Source organism: Micromonospora sp. NPDC023956 (genome assembly GCF_040639195.1).
Taxonomy (GTDB): Bacteria; Actinomycetota; Actinomycetes; order Mycobacteriales; family Micromonosporaceae; genus Micromonospora.
Genome location: NZ_JBEZZN010000003.1, coordinates 429,255 through 447,718, shown reverse-complemented (window position 1 = coordinate 447,718; position 18,464 = coordinate 429,255). Strand labels below are relative to the sequence as shown.

Sequence of the window (18,464 nt, the reverse complement as noted above, 5' to 3'; positions counted from 1 at the left end):
CCCCGGGACCCGCCGTCGGCCGCACGGGACCAGCCGGCGCCTGACGGCGCCCATGCGCTGGCCGAGTGGGCCAGGTCATCCCGCTGACCCGTCCCATCGCCGTGCTCTCCCGGGGTGGCGGCACCGGGTTGCCCTGTTTCATCCACCGCGCGCTCCTTGGTCGCCCCCGCTGAGGCTACCGTGTGGTGACAGTGGCGATAAGTTACAGCGGCGGGCCAAATTCGACGGCAGGGCGAGTGACCCGGCCGGTTCGGGTAGGAAGTGCCGGCTCGTACGACGAACTCGGAGGTCTTCCCATGACAGCGGTGGGGAACGGCTCACAGACGGCGGGTCGTCCCACGCGCCTGCCCCGGTCCGCACGGCGCAAGCAGCTGCTCGCGGCGGCGCAGGAGGTGTTCGTCGCGCAGGGCTACCACGCGGCGGCGATGGACGACATCGCCGAGCGGGCCGGGGTCTCGAAGCCCGTCCTGTACCAGCACTTTCCCGGGAAGCTCGAGCTCTATCTCGCCCTGCTCGACACCCACTGCGACGCGATCGTGGCCAAGGTGCACGAGGCGATGCGGGAGACCAGCGACAACAAGGAGCGGGTCGGCGGCGCGGTCCGGGCGTACTTCGACTTCATGGACCACGAGAGCGAGGCGTTCCGGCTGGTCTTCGAGTCGGACCTGCGCAACGACCCGGCCGTCCGTCAGCGGGTGGAGCGGGTGGAGCAGGGCTGCATCGCGGCGATCACCGACACGATCATCTCCGACACCGGGGTCAGCCGGGCGCACGCCGAGCTGCTCGCGTCCGGACTGGTGGGGGCGGCCGAGAGCGCCGCGCAGTTCTGGCTGGCCGGCGGGCGGCAGGTGCCGAAGGCGGAGGCGGAGGCGCTGCTCGCCGCCCTCTCCTGGCGGGGCATCGCCAGCTTCCCGCTCCAGGGCGAGCCGGCCGCGGGGACGGGGCCGAGCGAGGCACCGTGACCGACAGGTCAGCGCGAGGCACGTGACCGACAGGTCAGCGCCAGGCACCGTGACCCACGGGGCAAACCGAGTCACCGTGACCATCGCCTGCCCGGATCGGCTAGCCTTCCCAGGGCGGTCGTTTCGCCCGGATGAGGAGGCACAGTGGAGGTCAAGATCGGCGTGCAGTACGCGCCGCGCGAGCTGGTCATGGAGAGCGCGCAGTCGCCGGCCGAGATCGAGCAGATCGTGACCGACGCCATCGCGGGCGACGGGACGCTCTCGCTGACCGACGAGAAGGGCCGGCGGGTCATCGTGCCGGTCAGCAAGCTCGCCTACGTGGAGATCGCCGAGGCCGCGCCGCGCGCGGTCGGGTTCACCGTCCGCTGACGGGCGGACCCACCGTCCACCGGTCCACCAGGGTCGCCGCGGCAGGTGCCGGAAACTCACCTGCCGCGGACCGGTCCCGTGCCACCCGGCCGACCGCCCACTCCCGGTAGCCCCACCTGACCGGCAGGTGTCACCACCTGACCGGCGGCACCGTCCGACCGGCGGCAACCCTCCGAGCAGCGGTACGGCGCGTCGGTGCCCTCACCGCCCGGTCGGTAAGGGCACGCGCCGACCCCGACCGCCGGTCAGTTGTTCAGTCCGACCGCACCCATCCGCTCGGTGTGGGCGGCGGTCAACCTCCGGAACAGCTTCTGCGCGTCCCCGTCCCGCGCGATCAGCCCGGTCAGCGCGCCCCGGTCGGCGGCGGCCACCCGCCCCGCCTGGGAGAGCCCCTCCCCCACCAGGCGTCGCGCCCACATCGAGAGCCGGTTGGCCACCCGGGGGTCCGCCTCGATCGCCGCTCTGATCTCGGCGGCGGCGAAGTCCGCGTACCGGGACTCGTGCAGTACGTCGAGGACGAGTTGCCGGTCCGGCTCGGCGAGCGCCCCGGCGATCTCCCGGATGAAATCGTCGGCGACGGCGTCCCCGACGTACGCCTTGGTCACCGCCTCCAACCAGTCCTTCGGCTCGGTCGAGTCGTGGTACGCCTGCAACGCGGTCACGTACGGGGCCATCGCGTCGTCGGGCAGCGCGCCCAGCTCGGTGAGCCGGTCGGCGAGCCGCCGGTAGTTGGTCATCTCCGCGGCGGCCATGGCGCTCAGCTCGGCGCGACGCCGCAGATCCGGGGCGAGCCGGGCGTCGGCGGCCATCCGGTCGAAGGCGAACAGCTCGCCCAGGGCCACCAGGCCGAGCAGGTCGACGACGGCGGACGGGGGCACGGAGGCGGCGGACACGAGCGCAGGCTACCCGTCGGCGGCCCGGGGCGTGGGGCACCCGATCATGGATTCCCGAACCCGAGATGTTGTGACCTGAATCACAACATCGACCCCCGGCTGGACCGACTGTGGCACAGATCAGGACGACATCCGGGCTCACCAGGTAGTATGGAGCAGTTGTCGTGGGCGTCGCTCCAATGTTCGCCCGCACGCAGGTGCGGCCGTCGATCCGGTTGAACGTCCTGCCCACGGCGCGCGTGCGGCCCGGTCCGGCACGGCGTTCCCGCCGCCGACCGTGTGGCCCGCGCCAAACCGAAACGCGCCCTGAGGACATGACGGGGCGCACCACGAGAGGGCACCCCAAACACCACATGAGCGAACAGAATCTCCCCACGGACGGTCAGGAACTGACCCTCACAGACCTGCACACCGACGGTCCGGTACTGGTCCCGGCGGCTCCGGTTCGCCCGGAGGCGCCCACCTTCGCCGAACTCGGCGCGCGGCAGGAAACCGTCGAGGCGCTCGCCGCCGCCGGCATCACCCGCGCCTTCGCCATCCAGGAGTACGCGCTGCCGATCGCGCTGCGCGGCACCGACCTGATCGGCCAGGCCCCCACCGGCACCGGCAAGACCCTCGGCTTCGGCGTCCCCCTGCTCGAGCGGGTCTTCGCGCCCGGCGAGGGCAGCGACGGCGTGCCGCAGGCGCTGGTCGTCGTCCCCACCCGCGAGCTGGGCATCCAGGTGGCGAAGGATCTCGCCGCCGCCGGCCGCACCCGGAACGTGCGGGTGCTGCCGATCTACGGTGGCGTCGCGTACGAGCCGCAGATCGAGGCGCTGCGTACCGGTGTCGAGATCCTCGTCGGCACCCCGGGCCGTCTGCTCGACCTGGCCAAGCAGAAGCACCTCCGGCTCGACCGGGTGCACGCCCTGGTGCTGGACGAGGCCGACCGGATGCTCGACCTGGGCTTCCTCGACGACGTCGAGAAGATCCTGTCGATGCTGCCGGAGGACCGGCAGACCATGCTCTTCTCGGCCACCATGCCGGACCCGATCGTCACCCTCTCCCGGCGCTTCCTGCGCCGACCGGTGACGATCCACGCCGGGCACACCGCCGAGACCGGCCCGTCGCCGCAGACCCAGCAGCTCGCGTACCGCACCCACTCGATGAACAAGATCGAGATCGTGGCGCGGATCCTCCAGGCGGAGGGGCGCGGCCTGACCATGATCTTCACCCGGACCAAGCGGGCCGCCGACCGGGTCGCCGAGGACCTCGACTTCCGGGGCTTCGCGGTGGCCGCCGTCCATGGCGACCTGGGGCAGGGCGCGCGGGAGCGGGCCCTGCGGGCGTTCCGGGCTGGCAAGATCGACACGCTGGTCGCCACCGACGTCGCCGCACGCGGCATCGACGTCAGCGGCGTCACCCACGTGATCAACTACGACTGTCCCGAGGACCAGGACACCTACACGCACCGGATCGGCCGCACCGGCCGGGCCGGGGCGACCGGGGTCGCGGTGACCTTCGTCGACTGGGACGACATGCCGCGTTGGCGGATCATCGACAAGACCCTCGGGTTGGACATGCCCGAGCCGCCGGAGACGTACCACACCTCCGCCCACCTCTACACCGACCTGGGCATCTCCACGGAGATGACCGGCACCCTGCCCACCGCCGAGCGCACCCGGGCCGGGCTCTCCGCCGAGGTCGAGGAGGACCTCGGCGGTGGCCGCCGCCGGGGCGAGGGTGGCCGGCGCGGCGAGAGCGGCCGTCGGGGCGAGCGCCCGAGCCGTTCCCGTCGGCGCGACTCCGACCCCTCGCCCGACGCGCCGTCGGCGGACGTGTCGACCGGGTCGGCGTCGACCGACGAGGAGAGTCTCCGTACCCCGCGTCGCCGGCGTCGCCGGCGGGCCGGAGAGGTGGTCTCCGACGGAGAGCCGACCGCGGTGATCACGGACGACACCGCCGGTAGCCCGGCCACCGCCGCCGAGGGCGAGGCGAAGCCGCGCCGCCGCCGTCGCCGTCGTGGTGGTGCCGGCTCCACCGCCGGTACGCCCGCCGAGGCGATCGCCGACTGACACCCCGCAAGCACCGACGTCCCCCGCACCGGTCCGCCGGTACGGGGGACGTCCGCTTTCGGCCCACCCGTGCCGCCGAGGATGATGGACCGATGCCCGTACCCCTGGACGACGCCCTCACCGACCTCCGGGCCCTGCTGCTCGACCCCGCCCTGACCAGGGCGGTCGCTGCCGGACGACGCCGTGGGCAGCGGCCCTCGGTGGTGCGCGCCGAACTCCGACCGGTCACCCTCAAGTCCGGTGCCCGGCTCCAGATCTCCACCTCCGACGGAAACCGCCCGTACACCCGCAACGTCGCCCCGGGCCCGGAGGCGGACGAGGCCGTCGACGCGCTGCTGGCCGAGCCGTTCGGCAACTGGCACGTGGAGACCACCGACGCGACCGTCCAGCTCCGGGTGACCAAGTCCGGCGAGGCACAGGTGCACCGGGCCACCGCCAGCCGGCCCGCCGCCGCCGACGGTCACGACCGCGAGAAGGAGTACCTGCTCGACCCGGGTGACCCGATCTTCGCCGAGATCGGTGGGTCGGCGGCCAAACGGCGACAGGTGGACGCCTTCCTCCGCGCCCTCGCCGCCACCCTCCCCGAGGAGCTGACCGGCACCCTGCGCGTGGTCGACCTGGGTTGCGGCAACGCCTACCTGACCTTCGCCGCGTACCGTTACCTGACTCGGCGCGGTGTCGACGTGGAACTCGTCGGCGTGGACGTCCGGGAGGACCAGCGGCAGCGCAACACCGCTATCGCCGAGCGGCTGGGCTGGACCGACCGGGTTCGGTTCGTCGCCGGCACCATCCTCGGCGCGGAGGTCGACCCGGCACCCGACCTGGTGCTGGCGCTGCACGCCTGTGACACGGCAACCGACGAGGCGCTGGCCCGGGCGGTCCGCTGGCGGGCCCGTTGGGTGCTCGCCGCTCCGTGCTGCCACCACGACCTCGCCGCGCAGCTGCGTGCCCGCCCCGCGCCGGCCCCGTACGAGCTGCTCACCCGGCAGGGCATCCTGCGGGAACGCTTCGCCGACGTGCTGACCGACGCGCTCCGGGCCGGGCTGCTCCGGTCGCACGGCTACCGGGCCGAGGTGGTGGAGTTCGTCGACTCCCGCCACACCCCCCGGAACCTGCTGATCCGCGCCCGTCGCGCCACCGCCGCCGCCGGCACCGACGAACCGCACGCCGACTACCGCGCCCTGGTCACCCAGTGGCAGGTCACGCCCCGCCTGGAGACGCTGCTCGGCGACGGTGCGTAGCCCTTCGGGTCGACCACCGTGACGAGCGGCACGGGCTTGGTTGACGGCCGGCAACTATTGCCGTCCGGAGTACCGGAACAGCCGTGACCGGCCGAGCGATCAGGCGGTCCCCCACCCCGCCGGCGGTATTACCCTCGAAGGCGCACCGTCCGGTGCACCCCGTCGGAAAGGGACACCCGACCATGGGCTCCGCAGAGGTTTCGCCGCAGATGGCCTTCGCGCGTTTCGTCCGACGGGCCATCGACGACGCTCGCCAGGATCGCGGCTGGACCGTCACCGACCTGGCCGCGCACACCGGGGTGGGGCGGTCGACGATCTTCCGCTGGCTGGCCGGCGACTGGCAGGACTACCCCGAGCTGGCCAAGGTCCGTGGTTTCTGCGCCGCCCTGGACGTGCCGGTCACCGCGGCGTTCCGGGCGCTCGGCCTGCCCGACGGCGCTCCGGCGGCCCGACGCCGGGTGGACGACGCCCCGGTCGAGGCGGACGTCCGGGTGATCCTCGACCGGCTCGCCGACCCCACCGTCCCGGCCGAGGAGAAGCACCAGATCCGGGACCTGCTGCGGTACCTCGCCCACCGGCCCGCCCGGCGGGCGGGCTGAGCCCTCACCGAACAGTTCCCCCGCCGGACCGACGCGGCCGGGCCGGGCGGAGTCGTCAGGGCATCGTCACCGTGTACTCGGCGGTGTACACCTCACCCGCCACCTGGAAGTCGAGGTAGAACCGGTAGCGACCGGGGCCGGGCATGGTGAGCCGGAACATCATCGCCTGCCCGGCCAGTTCCGGTTCCGGATGCACGTGCAGGTAGCCGAGGTCGCCCTCACGGAGCACCACCAGGTGCCCGTACGCACCGAGGTAGCGCTCCAGCGTGGGCGTGCTGTCACCGACCCGGACCCGGAACGCCAACGGCGCGTACACGCCGATGCGGGGGTCACCCTGGAAGTCGACGGTGAACCGGTCGACGGTCGCCGTCCGGGTCGCCGGGGGCAGCTCCCGGGGGGTGTACGCGCCGGGGACGACCAGGTCCACCCCGAGGGTCACCGGTGTCTGCACGCCGTCCGGGGTCACCGTGGCGAAGTCCGCGTACGCCCGCCAGCTCCCCGGCTCGGGCAGCGTCAGCGGGACCGACCAGGTGCCGTCGGCGGCCATCGTCGGGTGCAGGTGCTGGTAGCCGGTGAGGTCCCGGCGTACCACGATCAGGTGCATCGGCTTGTCGTGCACGATCGCGAAGCGGGTCACCGGTCGTTGCCCCGCCTCCTGGATCTGGAAGCGGAACTCGTCGGCCCGGCCGGCGGTGAACGTCCCGTCCAGCGGGACGAGGGTGTGACCGGCTGCGGTGACGGCCAGGCCGCCGACCTCCATCGCGCCCTCGGCATGCTCGTGGGCGGGGGTGCCCGCCGCATGCGCGTGGTCGGTGCCGGCCGTGGTGGCCGTTCCCGCCACCGACGACGGGTGGGGGTTGAGCCGGCCGATGCCGAAGCCGGCGATCAACGCGAGGACCAGCCCGGCCACCACCAGCGCCAGCCGGAGGGTACTCACGGGGAACTGGTCGTTCATGAGGTTCACGGTACCGTCGGAACGACCGGTCACCGGGCGGCCACGACGACGGCGTGGTAACGGTCGCATTCCGTCCCGGCCGGGAACTTTTCCGCCCGATCCGGGACGCGCCCGCCTCCGGTACGGCCCGGGTCGGCCACCCGTGGCTCAGCCGGCGACGGCCAGGGCCAGGGGCAGGACGTCGGGCGCGCCGTGGCGACGCAGCAACCGCGCCACCAGGGTCAACGTCCAGCCGGAGTCGACCAGGTCGTCGACCAGCAGCACCGGGCCGGTCAGTCCGGCGAGCGTAGCGGCCAGGTCGTCCGGCACGGTGAAGGCGTCGTGCAACGCGCGTACCCGCTGGGCGCTGTTGCCGCGCGGGCCGTCGGGACCGGCGGCGCCGGCCGGCGTGACCTGGCCGAGCAGGGGCAGCCGGCCGATCGTGCCGATCCGCTCGGCGAGCGAGCCGACCAGCCGGGGGCGCCGCCGGGAACCGACCGCCACCACGCCCGCCGGCCGGCGTGGCCAGGGGTCGTCCCCGTGCGACCAGTCCCGGAGCACCTCGACCACGGCGGCGACGACGTCGTCCGGCACCGGCGCGTCGGCGGCGTCCGGGCCGACCAGGGCGCGCAGCCGCCCGCCCCACCCGAGGTCGGAGAGGCGTCCGACCGCGCGTCCGGGCAGTGCCTGCTCGGACGGGGCGATGCGCCCCTTCAGCGGTACGCCCACCGCGTCCAGGCCGGTGGGCCAGAGCTTCTTCGGTGCCAGCTCCACCCCGGGGCGGCCGAGGAAGGCCTGCGCGGCGGTGAGCGCCGGCCCGGACACCTCGGCGCCGAACAGCGGCCCGGCGCACCGGTCGCACCGGCCGCAGTCGGTGGCCGCGTCGTCGTCCAGGCACTCGCGCAGGTAGCGCAGCCGACAGCGGGGCGTGCTGGCGTACTCGCGCATGGCCTGCTGCTCGGCGGTACGGGCCTGGGCGACGCGGCGCAGGCGGGGCTCGTCGTAGGCCCAGGGTTCGCCGGTGGCGAGCCAGCCGCCGCGGACCCGGCGGACCGCGCCGTCGACGTCGAGCACCTTGAGCATCATCTCCAGCCGGGCCCGGCGCAGGTCGACCACGGGTTCGAGGGCCTGGGTGGAGAGCGGCCGGTCGGTCCGCAGCGCGGCCAGCACGGTACGCACCTGCTCCTCCGGCGGAAAGGCGAGCGAGGCGAAGTACCGCCAGATCGCCGCGTCCTCGGGACCGGGCAGCAGCAGCACCTCGGCGTGCTCGACGGCCCGGCCCGCCCGGCCGACCTGCTGGTAGTACGCGATCGGCGAGGGCGGTGCGCCGAGGTGCACGACGAAGCCCAGGTCGGGCTTGTCGAAGCCCATACCGAGGGCGGAGGTCGCCACCAACGCCTTGATCTTGTTGTCGAGGAGATCCTGTTCGGCGGCGCGCCGGTCGGCGTCGTCGGCCTGCCCGGTGTACGCGGCGACCGGGTAACCGCGTGAGCGGAGGAAGTCGGCGGTTTCGCCCGCCGCCGCCACGGTCAGCGTGTAGACGATCCCCGAGCCGGGGAGGCGCTCCAGGTGGTCGGCGAGCCAGCCGAGCCGGTGCGCCGGGGTGGGCAGGTCGAGCACGGCCAGCCGCAGCGACTCCCGGTCCAGGCTGCCGCGGAGCACCAGCACCTCCCCCCGCCCACCGGCCGGGGCGGCGGCGACGGTGTCGAGCTGCTCGGCGACGTCGGCGGTGACCCGGGTGTTGGCGGTGGCCGTGGTGGCGAGCACCGGCGTGCCGGTCGGCAGGTTCGCCAGGAAGGTACGCAGCCGGCGGTAGTCGGGACGGAAGTCGTGGCCCCAGTCGGAGACGCAGTGCGCCTCGTCGACCACGAGCAGCCCGGTGGTGGCGGCCAGCCGGGGCAGGACGGTGTCCCGGAAGTCCGGGTTGTTGAGCCGTTCGGGGCTGATCAGCAGGACGTCGACCGTACCGGCCTGGATCTCGGCGGTGATGCCGTCCCACTCGTCGAGGTTCGCCGAGTTGATCGTGCGGGCCCGGATACCGGCCCGACCCGCCGCCTCCACCTGGTTGCGCATCAACGCCAGCAACGGCGAGACGATCACCGTGGGGCCGACGCCGCTGGCCGGGGCGGGGTCGGTGTCCCGCTCCCGCAGCAGGGCGGTGGCGACGAAGTAGACGGCCGACTTGCCCCACCCGGTGCGCTGCACGCAGAGCACCCGCCGCCGATCGACGACCAGGGCCTCGATCGCCCGCCACTGGTCCTCACGCAGCCGGGCGTGCTCGCCGGCCAACCGCCGGAGCACCGCCTCGGCCCGCTCCCGTACCGCCGCCCGGTCCCACCCCATCCGCCCTTTCTACCAGGTGCGCGAGGGCGCCCCCGGCGGTCACCGCCAGCGGGGAGGACCGCCGGCGACGTCCTCCGGGTGGACGGTCAACTCCGGCCCGGCGGCTCGGCCGGCGGAAGGAAGACCAGGACATCGCCGGGCGGCAGCGCCGCGCAGGACGCCCCGCCCCGGCGTACGAGCTGTTGAACGGCTGACGGCGTGGCGACAGGGCGGGCGGCGGCCACACGGGGGGGCCGCCGCCCGCCCTGTCCACGACCCGGACGGGCCGCGCGGGTCAGGTCCGACGACGTGGGGAGAGCCGGGGGAACCGGTTGGCGAGGGTGGCGAGGCCACCGGGGAAGAAGTAGACCGCCAGGATGAACACCGTGCCGAGCACGAACAGCGGCTGGGAGAGCGGGGCGCTGAGCCAGCCGGGCAGCGCGTCCACCGCCTCGGACGCCCCGAAGGCGGTCAGCCGGTGGTCCAGGTACATGTAGAGGATGCCGCCGAGTACCGGGCCCCAACGGGTGCCCGGTCCGCCGAGCACCACCATGACCAGCAGGGAGAGCGTCAGCTCGCTGGAGGTGATGTGCGGCGAGGCACCGCCGACGATCAGGCAGTAGACCGTCCCGCCGGCCGTCGCCAGCCCGCCGGCCAGGGTGAACGCGACCAGCTTGAACCGGTACGGGTCCAGCCCGAGCACCCCGACCCGCCGCTCGTCGTCGCGCAGCCCGGCGAGTACCCGCCCGGTCGGCGACGCGCCGACCCGGTGCACCACCAGGACGACCACCGCGAGGTACGCCAGCGCCAGCCAGTACAGGTTCACCGTGTTCGGCACGCCGACCAGCGCCGCCGGCAGCCCGGAGACGTCCAGCGGCAGCCCCTCCTCGCCCCCGGTCAGCCCGCCGAAGTCCCGCGCCACCAGGATCGCGCCGACCTGGGCGAAGGCGAGGGTGACCATGGCGAAGGCGATGCCCACGGTCCGCAGCGCGACCGCGCCGAGCAGCGCGGCGAGGATCGTCCCGCCGGTCACGGTGAGCAGCGCCGCCTGCCACAGCGGCAGCCCGGCCTTGGTGACCAGGATGTCGGTGCCGTACACCCCGGCGGCGAAGTAGAGCGCGTGCCCGAAGGAGAGCATCCCGGTCCGCCCGAACAGCAGGTCGTAGCCGGCGGCGAGCCCGCCGAAGATCAGGCAGATGGCGAGCAGTTGCAGGGTGCCGGGCGAGTTCAGTGGCCCCTCGAAGATCCCCGGCAGGTGCACCGTCGAGTACGGCAGGATCACCGCGACCGCCAGCGCCACCAGCGGCAGGAACGGCCGCAGCCGCTGCCACCGGGTCGGCTCGGGCTCCGCCGGCACGGCCGCCCTCGGCGGCTCCACCGCCCCGTCGACCACGGAGTTCGTCATGCGGTGGCCACCTTTCCGGCGATGCCCTGCGGGCGGAGCAGCAGCACCACGGCCAGCAGCGCGACGACGCAGATGTCGCCCAGGCCGGAGGTGCCGTAGTAGTTCACGAACTGTTGCAGCAGTCCGACCGCGACGGCCGCGTACGCGGAGCCGACCACCGAGCCCATCCCGCCGATCACCACCACGATGAACGCGAAGATCAGCAGCGAGCTGCCCTGACCGGGCGAGACCGAGCCGAAGTAGACCCCGCCGAGCGCGCCGGCCAGCGCGGCGGCGGCCCCGCCGATCGCGAAGACCAGGGTGAACGCCTTCCGCACGTCGATGCCGAGCGCGGTGACCATTTCCCGGTTCTCCACCCCGGCCCGGATCACCAGGCCGTACCGGGTGAAGCGGAGGAAGGCCAGCAGCGCGGCGAGCACCAGTCCGGCGGCGACGATCAGCAGCAGTCCGGCGTTCGGCACCTTCGCGCCGAGCACCGAAGTCACCTCCCGGGTCCAGGCGGGACGCGGGAACGGCCGCGGGTCGGCACCCCAGACCGCCTGGAGCAGGGCCACCCCGGCGAGCGAGAGCCCCACGGTGACCAGGACCTGCGCGATGGTGCGGGAGTAGAGCGGCCGGATCAGCACCAGCTCCACCAGCACCGCGACCAGCGCGCCGGTGAGCACGCCGAAGGCGGCGGCCACCACGAAGCCGAGACCGTCCGGGCCGGCACCGGGCAGGTTCCCCGCCGCCCACCAGGTCGCGTACGCCCCGACGCCCAGGAAGAGCCCGTGCGCGAAGTTGAGCACGTCGGCCAGGCCGAACACCAGGGAGAGCCCGGAGGCGACCAGGAAGTAGAGCGCGGCCAGTCCCAGGCCGGTGAGGGTGAGCAGCACAACCGTGCTCATCAGTGATCCTTCTTCCTCGCGACTGCGGGGCTCGCAAGCTCACTCCTCGCGCTCGGAGGGTGATCCTTCTCCTCCGCGACCGCAGGGCTCGCAAGCTCACTCCTCGCGCTCGGAGGGTGATCCTTCTCCTCCGCGACCGCAGGGCTCGCAAGCTCACTCCTCGCGCTCGGAGGGTGCGCCTCCGCCGAGCCGACGCCGAGCAGGGACCGGGTCAGGTCCGCATCCGCGAGCAGGTCCCGGCCGTCGCCACTCCAGGCGACCCGCCCGGCATCGATCACCACCGCGTCGGTGGCGAGCCGGCGTACCACGGCGAGGTTCTGCTCGACGAGCAGCACCGGCACCGTCGTGGCGACGCGTTCCAGTACCTCGGCCACCTCGGTCACCACCTTCGGGGCGAGCCCCTTGGTCGGCTCGTCGACCAGGAGCAGCTTGTTGTCGTTGAGCAGCACCCGACCGATGGAGAGCATCTGCTGCTGGCCGCCGGAGAGCGAGCCGGCCCGCTGGCGTCCGCGTCGGTCCAGCTCGGGAAAGAGCGCGAACACCCGGTCGTACGCCGGGGTGCTGCCGCGCCGCTCGGCGAGCCGCAGGTTCTCGGCGACCGTAAGGCCGGCGAAGACGCACCGGTCCTCGGGTACGTAGCCGAGACCGTCCCGGACCAGCCGGTGGGTGGGCCGGTCGAGCAGGCTGCGCTCGCCCATCCGGACCCGGCCGGTCACCTCCCCGCCGGCCGGGGTGAGCCCGACGACAGCGCGCAGCGTGGTGGTCTTGCCGACGCCGTTGCGGCCCAGCAGCACGGTGACCCCGGTCGGGGCGACCGTGAAGGACACCCCCTGGAGGATGTGCAGCCCGGCGATCCGGACGGACAGGTCCTCGACGGTGAGGATGGCGGCGGTCATAGGGATTCCCCCAGGTAGGCCTCCTGGACGGTGGGATTGGCCATCACCGTCTCCGGGGTGTCGCAGGCGAGCAGCGCGCCGTGGTGCATCACGGCGATCCGGTCGGCCAGCTCCAGGATCACGTCCATGTGGTGTTCGACCATGAGCACTGCCCGGCCGCTCTCCCCGGTCAGCGACTTGATCACGCTGACCAGTTCGGGCACGTCCTCGGCGCTCACCCCGGCCATCGGCTCGTCGAGCAGCATCACCCGGGGTTCCCCGGCGAGCAGCAGGGCGATCTCCAGCTTGCGCTTCTCGCCGTGGGCGAGGGTGCCGGCGAGCGCCGTACCCCGGTGGGCGAGGCCGACCCGGTCGAGCGCCGCGTCGGCGGCGGCGATCACCTCCCGGTCGGCCGCCGCCCGCCGCCACAGCTTCATCGAACCCCCGCGGTGCGCCTGGACGGCGAGCCGCACGTTCTCCCGCACGCTCAGCGAGCCGAAGACCGAGGACGCCTGGAAGGTACGCCCCAGCCCGAGCCGGGCCCGCCGGTGCGGCGGGAGGGTGCTGATGTCCCTCCCGTCCAGCAGGACCGTTCCCTCGGTGGGGGCACGCAGGCCGGTGATCAGGTTGAACAGTGAGGTCTTGCCGGCACCGTTCGGCCCGATCACGCCGAGGAACTCTCCGGCCGCCAGGTCGAGGTGCACGTCGTCGACGATGGCGACCTCACCGATCCGCCAGGTCAGACCGCGGGTGGCGAGCATCGCCGGATCAGCCCTTCATCGCCACGACCGGCGGCGCGGACTCGTCGCCGGTGAGGCTCTTCTGGGCGGTCGCGGTGAACGCGGTGCCGCTGCCGGCGAGGCTGGCCTGGTACATCGGCTGGAGCAGGGCGTGGTCCTCCTTGCGGATGGTCATCTTGCCCTTGACCCCGTCGAAGCTCCAGCCCTCCAGCGCGGTGACCATCTTCTCCACGTCGTCGCCACCCTCGGCGACCGCGCGGACCACCATCTGCGCGGCGGCGAAGCCGTCCGGGTGGAACAGGTCGAGCGTCCCGCCCTGGACCTTGGCCTTGGCGGCCTTGGCGGCCTCGGTGTCGCTGGCCCCGTCGAAGTAGTGCGACAGGAACGAGATCTTGGTGCCGGCCGCGCCGAAGGTCGCCCAGGAGGCACGGATGTCGAGGCCGGTGACGACCGTGGTGGAGGTCAGCACGCCCTGCTGGTCGAGGGTCTGCCACATCGCCGGGGCGGTGGTGCCGGCCCAGGCGACGAAGAGCAGGTCCGGCTTGGCGGCGGTGATCTGGCTGGCGAACGGGGTGAAGTCGGTCGCGCTGGCCGGGGCCCGCACGCTGCTCACGGTCGCCCCGGCACCGCCGATGACGGCCTTGACGGCGGCCTCGTTGGCGTCGCCGAACGCGCCGTCCTGGGCGAACACCACGACCTTCTTGCCGGCCGGGTCGCCGATGAACGACTTGGCGGTCACCACATCCTGGTACGACTGCCGACCGGACCGGAACGTGTAACGGTTCGCGCCGGTCACCGCGTCGGTGGCGGCCGGGCCGGAGATGAAGAGGACCTTGTTCTGCGCGGCGATCGGGGCGACCTGCAACGCGACCCCGGAGGCGGTCGACCCGGCGAGGATCTTGTGGCCCTTGCCGATCAGGTCCTTCGCCGCCGACACCGCCTTCGCCGGGTCACCGGCGTCGTCGACCTCGGTGACCTCGATGGTCCGACCGTCGACCTTGCCGGTGCCGTCGGTGGCGAAGTCGAGGCCGGCCCTGAACCCCTCGATGTACTGCTTGCCGTAGCTGGCCAGGGCTCCCGACTGGGAGTACACCAGGCCGACCTTGACCGGGGCGGCGCCGTCACCGCCACCGGAGGCGGTGTCCTGCGGGCTGCCACAGGCGGTCGCGGCGACCGCCGCGGCCATCATGGTGGCGGCGGCGAGGACCGCGCGCCGCGTCGTCCGGACCGTCATAGCGACTCCACGTGAGGACTCGGAGGGAGGGGGATATCCGTTGTCGGCTCACGCTAGGAGTGACGTCACCCACGGGCTATGTGGCGGCAACACACAAGTCACACGCTTCAGGTGGCCGGTCGGGACAATTGGTCACCCCGGTGTTTCCGGTCGATAGCCGGTACCGCCACCGGGACGTCGCCCGACGTGTCGACTCCCCCCATCTACCGGTGTCGCTCGGGGCCACAGTCGTCGTCGTGGCCGGCCAGCCGGGGACAGCGCCGGCCCCGCGAGCAACCGGTCGCAGAAGACCCGAGGTGCACCACGAACCGCCCCCGTTCCCGGTTCACCGGTGCACCCTCGGACGCCCGCCCCCGAGGGTTTGCCGCACCAACCGGAGTCCTCACCATGCCCACAGCACAGCCATCGTTCCGCCGTGATCGTGAACGAGATCGCCGAGAAGATCCGGATTGGCGCCCTCAAGGCCGGCGACAAGCTGCCCTCGACCAGCCAGCTCGCCACGGCTTACGGCGTCAGCAACGACACCGTCTACCCGGCGCTGGCGATCCCCCACGACCGCAACCGGCGATCCCCCACGACCGCAACCTGATCATCGGTCGACGAGGACGCGGCACATACGTCGCCGACCGCCCGGAGCAGCAACCGCGATAGCCACCCCGCGATCTTGGAGACTTTCCGTTCCCTGAGGACGGAAAGTCTCCAAGATTCGCCTTGAGGAGACCGGGCGCAGGGCGCAGGGTGTCGGACCCCGGATACCGGACAGCGGACAGCGGACAGCGGGTGCGGAGCGCGGGCGCACCGGAGGACGGGGTGGGGTTTCGACGACTACGGAGCTGCCCCTACAGACGGGGCAGCCGCCACGCGCTGTCCGCCTGTGGCGCTCCGCCCGGCCGGAACCACGTCCTGTCGAGCCTCAGAGCAGAGTTCGGACGTGGCACGTGCCCTTCGTAGTGGGGTTCCGGCACACCGTCCCGCCGGCAAGCGGGCGCACAAACGGGGCAGCTCCACAGCGTCCCATGTCATATGGCGTCGGCCGCCGGCGGCGGCCACGGCCGGGCGACAACCGACGAAGCGCGATGGAACAGCGACAGCGCGGGAGGTGAAACGGCGACGGCGCAGCGACGGGGCGTGGGCCCGGCCGCCGCCGGAACAGCGACGGGACAAGGACCGGAACAGCAACGGGGCGAGGGCCCGGATCAGCGACGCGGACGGGGCCGGCCCGCCACCCGGGCGGTCGGGTGGCGGGCCGGCAGGGAGGAAAGCCCGGGGGGGGCGGGACTGGCCGGTGAGGCGGCGTCAGGACAGGCCGGCGCGGGCGGCGACGGCGGTGTCCGGGTGGTCGGCGAAGACACCGTCCAGGCCCAACCGGAAGAACAGCTCGTACTCGGCGATGATGTCGCCCCGGGCGTTCGGGTCGGTGCCGGTGCGGTGGTCGACGGCGAGGAACTGGTTCTCCGCGCGGAACGTCCAGGCGTGCACGATCAGCTTCTGCCGGTGCGCGTCCCGGACCAGGGTGGTCGGGGCGAGCAGCTTGCCGGCCGCGTCCCGGGGCACGATCAGGTTCTTCTGCGCGCCGATGCCGTCGGCGTAGCCGGCGATCCAGCGCAGGCCCGCCGGGGTGGTCAGGTCGGCGTAGGTGCGCGGGTCCCCGGCGGCGGTGAAGTCGTACGGGCGGCCGGCGGCGTCGAGGAGCTGGGCCAGCCGCACGTCGATCATCCGGTTCAGCCGGCGCAGGTTGGCGGTCTCGAAGGACTGGATGATCACCGGCGAGCCGGGCCGGGTCAGCCTGTTGGCCCGCAGCACCTCGACCAGCGGCTCCTCCAGGGGCAGCCCGATCGAGGCGAAGTAGGTCGGGTGTTTGGTCTCCGGGTAGATGCCGATCTCCCGGCCCCGCTTGCGTCCCTCCGTACGCGCCAGGTCGATGACCTCTTGGAGGGTGGGCACCTCGAACCGGCCGTCGTACGCGGTGTTGGTGACCCGGACCTGCGGCAGCCGTTCCTTGGCGCGCAGCGTCTTCAGCTCGGCGAGGGTGAGGTCCTCGGTGAACCAGCCGGTCACCCGGACCCCGTCGATGGTCTTCGTGGTCTTCCGGGCGGCGAACTCGGGCCGGGCGGACACGTCGGTCGTGCCGGAGATCTCGTTCTCGTGCCGGGCGACCAGTACGCCGTCCCGGGTCCGGACCAGATCGGGCTCGATGTAGTCCGCGCCCATCCGGATCGCCAGCCGGTACGCCTCCAGGGTGTGCTCGGGCCGGTAGCCGCTGGCCCCGCGGTGGGCGATCACGACCGGCCGGTCACTGGCCCGCGACCGGTCCGGGCGGGCCTGCGGTTCGGCCCCGACGGCCGTGGCGGTGGGCACGGCCACCGCGACCGTGAGCAGCAGGCCGGCCACACCGAGGGCGGAAAGGGTACGTCGCAACGCCGTCTCCTGTCATCGAGGGGAATCGCGATCAGCCAAGCGGCGGCCGGCGACCGGAAGGTGGTCTCCGACTGACCGCCAGGTGAATGTCGGAATGGCCGTTGCCACCACGGGGAGGGCGGCGGCTCCCGCTCCCGGCAGGATGGCCGTTTCCGCACCCGGGACCGGGCTCCGCCACGAAGATTGGCTGGTGCACCGGCTTCTCCGTCACCCCGTACGGATCGTGCCCCTCGGTTTCCTGGTGGCGATCCTGCTCGGTACGGGCGTGCTGATGCTGCCCCCGGCGACCGCTGAGGACCGGTACACCCCCTTCCTCACCGCCCTGTTCACCGCCACCTCGGCGGTTTCGGTCACCGGCATGGCCGTGGTGGACACCCCGGGCTACTGGACCCCGGTCGGACTGGCGATGATCACCGTCCTGACGCAGATCGGCGGTCTGGGCATTCTCACCGGCGGTACGCTGGTCATCCTGCTGGTCGGCCGACAGTTGGCACTGCGTAGCCGACTGCTGGTGCAGGCGGAGACCGCCGAGTTCGGCATCGGTGACGTGCGCCGGCTCCTGTTCAGGATCGGACTCACCACGCTCGTCTGCGAGGCCGTGATGACCGCGATCCTGACCCTGCGCTTCGTCCTCGCCTACGACTATCCGCCCGGCCGAGCCCTCTGGTACGGCTTCTTCCACGCGGTCCAGGCGTTCAACAACGGCGGCTTCTCCCTCTACCGGGACAACCTGATCGGCTTCGCGCACGACGGATGGATCACCCTGCCGCTGGCGTTCGGCACGATCATCGGGGGCCTCGGCTTCCCCGCCCTCTTCGAGGCGACCCGGAGCTGGCGACGACCGGGCCGTTGGACGATCAGCACCAAACTGACCATGTGGGGCAGTCTGGTGCTGCTGGCGATCGGCTTCGCCGCCCTGCTGGCCGCCGAGTGGAGCAACCCCCGCACGCTCGGCCCCCTCAGCTGGCACGACAAGGCGCTGACCGCCGTCGCCCAGGACGCGTTCGTCCGCACCGGCGGGTTCAACACGCTGGACGTCACCGGAATGGACGAGGCGAGCTACCCCCTGCTGATCGCCCTGATGTTCATCGGCGGCGGTAGCGCCAGCACCGCCGGGGGCATCAAGGTGGCCACCTTCTTCCTGCTGGCGTTCGCGATCTGGGCCGAGGTGCGGGGCGAACCGGACGTCACCGTCGGGCGGCGTCGGGCGGCCACCGCGAGCCAACGTCAGGCGCTCACCGTGGCCCTGCTCAGCGTGGCCCTGGTGGTCGTCGGCACGGTGGTGCTGATCCTGCTGACCGAGCAGGTGAGCTACGACCGGGCGCTGTTCGAGGTGACCTCGGCCTTCAGCACCACCGGGCTCTCCACCGGCGTCGCGCCGACGCTCCCCCCCGCCGGGCAGCTCACCCTGATCGTCCTCATGTACATCGGACGGGTCGGCACCCTCACCCTCGGGTCGGCGATCGCGTTGAACACCCGCAGACGGCTGTACCGGTACCCGGAGGAGCAACCCATTGTCGGCTAGACGTAA

At 72.8% G+C, this 18,464-nt stretch carries 15 protein-coding genes and 1 pseudogene; 7 read left to right on the top strand and 9 right to left on the bottom strand.

Going from position 1 to position 18,464, the window contains the following annotated elements; translation table 11 throughout:
• Positions 1-296: 296 nt before the first annotated feature.
• Together AB0F58_RS08265 and AB0F58_RS08260 are read left to right on the top strand one after the other, a co-directional pair.
• Positions 297-962 (top strand): TetR/AcrR family transcriptional regulator, encoded by a 666-nt coding sequence (locus tag AB0F58_RS08265; RefSeq protein ID WP_357139752.1) that lies wholly within the window; start codon positions 297-299, stop codon positions 960-962.
• A gap of 144 nt (positions 963-1,106) precedes the next feature.
• On the top strand, positions 1,107-1,331 hold the full coding sequence (locus AB0F58_RS08260) for a DUF3107 domain-containing protein (protein ID WP_088981995.1): 225 nt from the start codon (positions 1,107-1,109) through the stop codon (positions 1,329-1,331).
• A gap of 245 nt (positions 1,332-1,576) precedes the next feature.
• Here AB0F58_RS08260 and AB0F58_RS08255 read toward each other — a convergent pair whose 3' ends face one another.
• Positions 1,577-2,224 (bottom strand): ferritin-like fold-containing protein, encoded by a 648-nt coding sequence (locus AB0F58_RS08255; protein WP_357139749.1) that lies wholly within the window; start codon positions 2,222-2,224, stop codon positions 1,577-1,579.
• Positions 2,225-2,577: 353 nt separating this feature from the next.
• Here AB0F58_RS08255 and AB0F58_RS08250 point away from each other — a divergent pair, with 353 nt between their 5' ends.
• The 3 genes from AB0F58_RS08250 to AB0F58_RS08240 all read left to right on the top strand — a co-directional run bounded on the left by AB0F58_RS08250 (position 2,578) and on the right by AB0F58_RS08240 (position 6,118).
• Positions 2,578-4,278: a DEAD/DEAH box helicase gene (locus AB0F58_RS08250; RefSeq protein WP_357139746.1), complete on the top strand. Its 1,701-nt coding sequence runs from the start codon at positions 2,578-2,580 to the stop codon at positions 4,276-4,278.
• Between the two features lie 92 nt (positions 4,279-4,370).
• A complete protein-coding gene (locus AB0F58_RS08245; RefSeq protein ID WP_357139744.1) occupies positions 4,371-5,519 on the top strand; it encodes an SAM-dependent methyltransferase in 1,149 nt (382 codons plus the stop codon).
• A gap of 182 nt (positions 5,520-5,701) precedes the next feature.
• Positions 5,702-6,118 (top strand): helix-turn-helix domain-containing protein, encoded by a 417-nt coding sequence (locus tag AB0F58_RS08240; RefSeq protein ID WP_357139741.1) that lies wholly within the window; start codon positions 5,702-5,704, stop codon positions 6,116-6,118.
• A gap of 55 nt (positions 6,119-6,173) precedes the next feature.
• Here the strand turns inward: AB0F58_RS08240 and AB0F58_RS08235 are convergent, their stop codons facing one another.
• The 7 genes and pseudogenes from AB0F58_RS08235 to AB0F58_RS08205 form a co-directional block, all read right to left on the bottom strand.
• Entirely contained in the window at positions 6,174-7,073 is a 900-nt protein-coding gene (locus AB0F58_RS08235) for a hypothetical protein (RefSeq protein ID WP_357139738.1), read from the bottom strand.
• A 147-nt stretch (positions 7,074-7,220) separates the two neighbouring features.
• Entirely contained in the window at positions 7,221-9,395 is a 2,175-nt protein-coding gene (locus tag AB0F58_RS08230; RefSeq protein WP_357139736.1) for a DEAD/DEAH box helicase, read from the bottom strand.
• A gap of 274 nt (positions 9,396-9,669) precedes the next feature.
• Positions 9,670-10,779: a branched-chain amino acid ABC transporter permease gene (locus AB0F58_RS08225; RefSeq protein WP_357139734.1), complete on the bottom strand. Its 1,110-nt coding sequence runs from the start codon at positions 10,777-10,779 to the stop codon at positions 9,670-9,672.
• Positions 10,776-11,666, bottom strand: a complete 891-nt coding sequence (locus AB0F58_RS08220) for a branched-chain amino acid ABC transporter permease (RefSeq protein ID WP_357139731.1) — start codon at positions 11,664-11,666, stop codon at positions 10,776-10,778. Before AB0F58_RS08220 ends, AB0F58_RS08225 begins: the two co-directional genes overlap by 4 nt.
• A gap of 179 nt (positions 11,667-11,845) precedes the next feature.
• Positions 11,846-12,562: pseudogene (locus AB0F58_RS08215) on the bottom strand (ABC transporter ATP-binding protein); the annotation flags it as partial.
• On the bottom strand, positions 12,559-13,302 hold the full coding sequence (locus AB0F58_RS08210) for an ABC transporter ATP-binding protein (protein ID WP_357139728.1): 744 nt from the start codon (positions 13,300-13,302) through the stop codon (positions 12,559-12,561). The gene AB0F58_RS08210 and the pseudogene AB0F58_RS08215, both read right to left, overlap by 4 nt.
• Before the next feature lie 7 nt (positions 13,303-13,309).
• The gene (locus AB0F58_RS08205; protein WP_357139725.1) at positions 13,310-14,515 is read right to left on the bottom strand and encodes a substrate-binding domain-containing protein; all 1,206 of its coding nucleotides are present in this window, start codon (positions 14,513-14,515) and stop codon (positions 13,310-13,312) included.
• A 415-nt stretch (positions 14,516-14,930) separates the two neighbouring features.
• On the opposite strand from AB0F58_RS08205, the gene AB0F58_RS08200 reads away from it, so the two are divergent.
• The gene (locus tag AB0F58_RS08200) at positions 14,931-15,104 is read left to right on the top strand and encodes a GntR family transcriptional regulator (RefSeq protein ID WP_357139722.1); all 174 of its coding nucleotides are present in this window, start codon (positions 14,931-14,933) and stop codon (positions 15,102-15,104) included.
• Between the two features lie 707 nt (positions 15,105-15,811).
• Here AB0F58_RS08200 and AB0F58_RS08195 read toward each other — a convergent pair.
• Positions 15,812-16,933: a glycerophosphodiester phosphodiesterase gene (locus tag AB0F58_RS08195; RefSeq protein ID WP_357139720.1), complete on the bottom strand. Its 1,122-nt coding sequence runs from the start codon at positions 16,931-16,933 to the stop codon at positions 15,812-15,814.
• A gap of 142 nt (positions 16,934-17,075) precedes the next feature.
• Between AB0F58_RS08195 and AB0F58_RS08190 the strand changes: the two genes are divergently transcribed.
• Positions 17,076-18,458 carry a potassium transporter TrkG gene (locus AB0F58_RS08190; RefSeq protein WP_357139717.1) on the top strand — a complete coding sequence of 461 codons (1,383 nt, stop codon included), beginning with the start codon at positions 17,076-17,078 and terminating at the stop codon, positions 18,456-18,458.
• Positions 18,459-18,464 lie beyond the last annotated feature (6 nt).

Excerpts from the sequence above, each read along its gene's own strand:
- AB0F58_RS08205 (WP_357139725.1), bottom strand. The coding sequence starts at position 14,515 with ATGACGGTCCGGACGACGCGGCGCGCGGTCCTCGCCGCCGCCACCATG.
- AB0F58_RS08240 (WP_357139741.1), top strand. The coding sequence starts at position 5,702 with ATGGGCTCCGCAGAGGTTTCGCCGCAGATGGCCTTCGCGCGTTTCGTC.
- AB0F58_RS08250 (WP_357139746.1), top strand. The coding sequence starts at position 2,578 with ATGAGCGAACAGAATCTCCCCACGGACGGTCAGGAACTGACCCTCACA.
- AB0F58_RS08230 (WP_357139736.1), bottom strand. The coding sequence starts at position 9,395 with ATGGGGTGGGACCGGGCGGCGGTACGGGAGCGGGCCGAGGCGGTGCTC.
- AB0F58_RS08190 (WP_357139717.1), top strand. The coding sequence starts at position 17,076 with ATGGCCGTTTCCGCACCCGGGACCGGGCTCCGCCACGAAGATTGGCTG.
- AB0F58_RS08225 (WP_357139734.1), bottom strand. The coding sequence starts at position 10,779 with ATGACGAACTCCGTGGTCGACGGGGCGGTGGAGCCGCCGAGGGCGGCC.
- AB0F58_RS08220 (WP_357139731.1), bottom strand. The coding sequence starts at position 11,666 with ATGAGCACGGTTGTGCTGCTCACCCTCACCGGCCTGGGACTGGCCGCG.
- AB0F58_RS08245 (WP_357139744.1), top strand. The coding sequence starts at position 4,371 with ATGCCCGTACCCCTGGACGACGCCCTCACCGACCTCCGGGCCCTGCTG.
- AB0F58_RS08235 (WP_357139738.1), bottom strand. The coding sequence starts at position 7,073 with ATGAACGACCAGTTCCCCGTGAGTACCCTCCGGCTGGCGCTGGTGGTG.
- AB0F58_RS08265 (WP_357139752.1), top strand. The coding sequence starts at position 297 with ATGACAGCGGTGGGGAACGGCTCACAGACGGCGGGTCGTCCCACGCGC.
- AB0F58_RS08210 (WP_357139728.1), bottom strand. The coding sequence starts at position 13,302 with ATGCTCGCCACCCGCGGTCTGACCTGGCGGATCGGTGAGGTCGCCATC.